This is a genomic window from Streptomyces sp. 8L, from assembly GCF_020176795.1.
GTDB lineage: Bacteria > Actinomycetota > Actinomycetes > Streptomycetales > Streptomycetaceae > Streptomyces.
This window is the reverse complement of the sequence record NZ_JAIUKE010000720.1, coordinates 1-3,793: the sequence shown is the minus strand read 5'-3', so window position 1 is coordinate 3,793 and position 3,793 is coordinate 1. Positions and strand designations below refer to the sequence as shown.

Genomic DNA, 3,793 nt, shown 5'->3' with positions numbered 1-3,793 from the left:
GCCGTCGTGTCCGTGTGGTGCGGGCGGCCCGGGGGGCCCCCCCCCGGGCGCGGGCCCGCGGGCGGGGCGCCCGACCCCGCCCGCGGGGCCCCCCCCCCCCCCCCGGGGCCGTGCAGGGCCCCCGGCGTCTGGCCGACCCGCCGCACCCCCTGTCCCGCCGCCAGCGAGTCGCCCACCACGCCCAGGCGCAGGGCGTCGGCCTCTCCGTACGCGAGCCCGTACCACCCGTTCCCGTTCGCCGGAATCGGAGCGTCCGGAATGCCCACCCGTCTCTTGGCGAGCTGGACCTCCGCCAGCAGCACGCCCACCCCTGCCGCACCGATCAGGCCGATGCCTCCGCCTCCGAAAGCCGCGCCCGTCGCGATTCGTCGCGCCACCCTCGCTCTCGACACTGTCCGAGCCACCTCCTCTGCACACACATGCGCGTACGTCGCATATCTGCCCCCCGGGGGCCATCATGTCAACGACATCAACGATCCAATCCCGTGCTGTATGCCGGACGGCGGCCCCGGCCTGCCTAGGCTGCCGTGACTGGGCCCGGGCGCAGGCCGTGCCTAGGCTGTCGGGACCATCACGGAGATCCCGATGGCGGCCCCGGACAAACCGGAGACATACGGTGCAATTCCACGATTCGATGATCAGTCTCGTCGGCAATACCCCGCTGGTGAGACTGCGCAGCGTGACCACGGGCATTCAGGCGACCGTCCTGGCCAAGGTCGAGTACTTCAACCCCGGCGGGTCGGTGAAGGACCGCATCGCCCTCCGCATGATCGAGGCGGCCGAGCGCAGCGGCGAGCTGCGCCCCGGCGGCACGATCGTCGAGCCCACGAGCGGCAACACGGGCGTCGGCCTCGCCATCGTGGCCCAGCAGAAGGGCTACAAATGCGTGTTCGTCTGCCCCGACAAGGTCTCGACGGACAAGATCAACGTCCTGCGGGCCTACGGGGCCGAGGTCGTCGTCTGCCCGACGGCGGTCGACCCCGAGCACCCCGACTCGTACTACAACGTGTCCGACCGGCTCGTGCGGGAGATCCCCGACGCCTGGAAGCCGGACCAGTACAGCAACCCGAACAACCCGCTCTCGCACTACGAGACGACGGGGCCCGAGCTGTGGAAGCAGACGGACGGGCGCATCACGCACTTCGTGGCCGGCATCGGCACGGGCGGCACCATCAGCGGGACCGGCCGGTACCTCAAGGAGATCAGCGCGGACCGCGTGGGCGGCGCGGTGCGGATCGTCGGCGCCGACCCGGAGGGCTCCGTGTACTCGGGCGGCTCGGGGCGCCCGTACCTGGTGGAGGGCGTGGGTGAGGACTTCTGGCCCACCGCCTACGACCGCACGGTGACGGACGAGATCGTCGCCGTGTCCGACAAGGACTCCTTCCAGATGACGCGCCGCCTCGCCAAGGAGGAGGGCCTGCTGGTCGGCGGGTCGTGCGGGATGGCGGTCGCGGCCGCGCTGAAGGTCGCGGAGGGACTCGGCCCCGACGACGTGGTGGTCGTGCTGCTTCCGGACAGCGGTCGCGGCTACCTCAGCAAGATCTTCAACGACGAGTGGATGAACGACTACGGGTTCCTCGAGCACGGCGGCGGCACCGCCAGCGTCGGCGACGTCCTGCGGCACAAGGAGGGCGCGATCCCGACGCTCGTCCACATGCACCCGGACGAGACGGTCGGCGAGGCCATCGAGGTGCTGCGGGAGTACGGCGTCTCGCAGATGCCGATCGTGAAGCCCGGCGCGGGGCACCCCGACGTGATGGCGGCGGAGGTCGTCGGCTCGGTCGTGGAGCGCGAACTGCTGGACGCCCTGTTCGCGAAGCGCGCCACCCTGGCGGACGCGCTGGATCAGCACATGTCGCCGCCGCTGCCGCAGGTCGGCTCCGGAGAGCCGGTCGGTGACCTCATGGCGGTGCTCAGCGGCACAGGAAAGGACGGGGCCGACGCGGCGATCGTCCTCGTGGAGGGCAAGCCGACCGGTGTGGTGAGCCGGCAGGACCTGCTGGCGTTCCTGTCGTCGGACGTGCGGTAGGGACACGCGTCCGGGCTTCGCGCGTCCGGGCGTGCACGCGTCTAGGCGTCGCGCGTTCGGGCGCCGTGCCGCGGGCCCGCCGGTGACCTGGTCGTACGGCCGGTCCCGCGGGTCCCCCGGGCGGGCCGCGCGGCCCGCCGCGGGCGGGGGCCGCGCGCCGGCCGGGGCCGGCCGCGGGCCCGCCGGGGGCGCCGGGGGGGGGGGGGGGCGGGGCTGGGGGGGCACCCGGCGGGCGGGGGGGGGGGGCGGGCGCGGCCGGTCCGCGGGCTGATTCGCGCAAGTGGTACGAGGCCGACACGTCCACGCAGCACGCGCTTAACACGCCACGGGCACTGTGGGTCTCGCGCCGGGGAACGACGGAGCGGCTCCCGGACCTCCCTTCGGCGCCCTGGCACGCGGGTCGGCCCTGACCCGACGCGTGCCCCGCGCGGAGACCGCCGTCGTCCCGCCCCCTGTCTCGTCACGGGGGTGCGGCGGTCTCCGCGCTCATCGAGTTCATCGCGCTGTTCGCGCTCCTTGCGGTCTGCGCGCTGTGGTCAGGGCTTGTCGGGGCGGTAGACCTCGCCCGGCTTCGGCTTGGCCGGCCAGATCAGCTGCGAGACCGTGACGACGGTGTAGCCCTTCTTGTCCAGCGCCGACAGGATGCCGGGCAGCGCGGGCGCGGTGCCCGGGTAGATGTCGTGCAGCAGGATGATGCCGTCGCGCCGCGTCTGGTCGAGGACGCGCTGCTCGATGACGGCCGAGTCCTTCGTCTTGTAGTCCTTCGCCGTGACGCTCCACAGGACTTGGGAGAGGCCCAGCTCGCGGCAGATCTTTGTGACGTTCTCGTCGGTACGGCCCTGCGGCGGGCGCATCAGCGTGGGCGCCTTGCCGGTGATCTTCTTGACCGCGTCCTGGTTGAGCTTCAGCTCCTCGCGCGCCTCGGCGGGCTTGATCTTGGTGAGGATCTGGTGGGTCCAGGTGTGGTTGCCGATCTCCATGCCGGCCGCGGCCTCCTGGCGGACCAGGTCCGGGTGCTTGAGGACATGGTTCTTGCCGAGGGTCATGAAGGTGGCGTGCGCGTGGTACTTCGCCAGCGTCTTGAGGACCTGGGGCGTGTACTGGCTGGGGCCCGCGTCGAAGCTGAGCGCGACGCACTTCACCTTCCGGCAGTCCACCGCCCCGGGCCGGCCGGCCGCGAGTGCGGTGGCGCCGGGCGCCGCGCCGATTCCGGTCCCGGCCCGGCCGGTGACCGCGGGCGCGGAGGGGACGCTCTTGGCCGCGTCCCGGGCTGCCTTGGGGCTGGTCACGGGGTAGGACGCGCCGCAGGCGCCGAGGAGCGGGACGAGGCAGCCGGCGGTCGCGATCCCGGCGAGGAGCCGGACCGCGGCCGGGCGGGCTATGTGCTTGGGCATGGCGTTACTTCCGTACTTCCGTTGCTTCCGCACTGACCTGCGTGCGGGCAGGGGTGAGCCCGGCCGCGCGCCGTCCGAGGGCGTGGCCGCGGGCTGTCCGAGGCGGACGTGTGCCAGGGACATGGCCATGGGCAGGGACATGGCATGGGCATGACAGATGACCGGAGGAGTGGCCGCGGGGAATCCGACCTCCTCCGATCGGCGTACCGCAGCCCTGTTCGCCACCTGGTCAAGGACTATACACGGCAGGTATACGCGAGGTGTATAGCTGGAGAGTGGTTCACAGGGAACTCATAGCCCCGACGATCGGCGGTAGGTGGCTCGCGACGCCCAGCGGCCAGGTGACTCGCGACGGGCGGCGGTCGGGTGG

The 3,793-nt window shown here is 72.5% G+C and carries 2 protein-coding genes and 1 pseudogene; 1 reads left to right on the top strand and 2 read right to left on the bottom strand.

The window, feature by feature from the left end; all coding sequences use genetic code 11:
* Positions 1 to 404 (bottom strand): annotated as a pseudogene (locus tag LCE31_RS37765) (hypothetical protein); the annotation flags it as partial.
* A gap of 212 nt (positions 405 to 616) precedes the next feature.
* Here LCE31_RS37765 and LCE31_RS37760 point away from each other — a divergent pair.
* The gene (locus LCE31_RS37760) at positions 617 to 2,029 is read left to right on the top strand and encodes a cystathionine beta-synthase (RefSeq protein ID WP_225022648.1); all 1,413 of its coding nucleotides are present in this window, start codon (positions 617 to 619) and stop codon (positions 2,027 to 2,029) included.
* Between the two features lie 536 nt (positions 2,030 to 2,565).
* Here the strand turns inward: LCE31_RS37760 and LCE31_RS37755 are convergent.
* Positions 2,566 to 3,423: a polysaccharide deacetylase family protein gene (locus tag LCE31_RS37755; protein ID WP_225022646.1), complete on the bottom strand. Its 858-nt coding sequence runs from the start codon at positions 3,421 to 3,423 to the stop codon at positions 2,566 to 2,568.
* Positions 3,424 to 3,793: the final 370 nt, after the last annotated feature.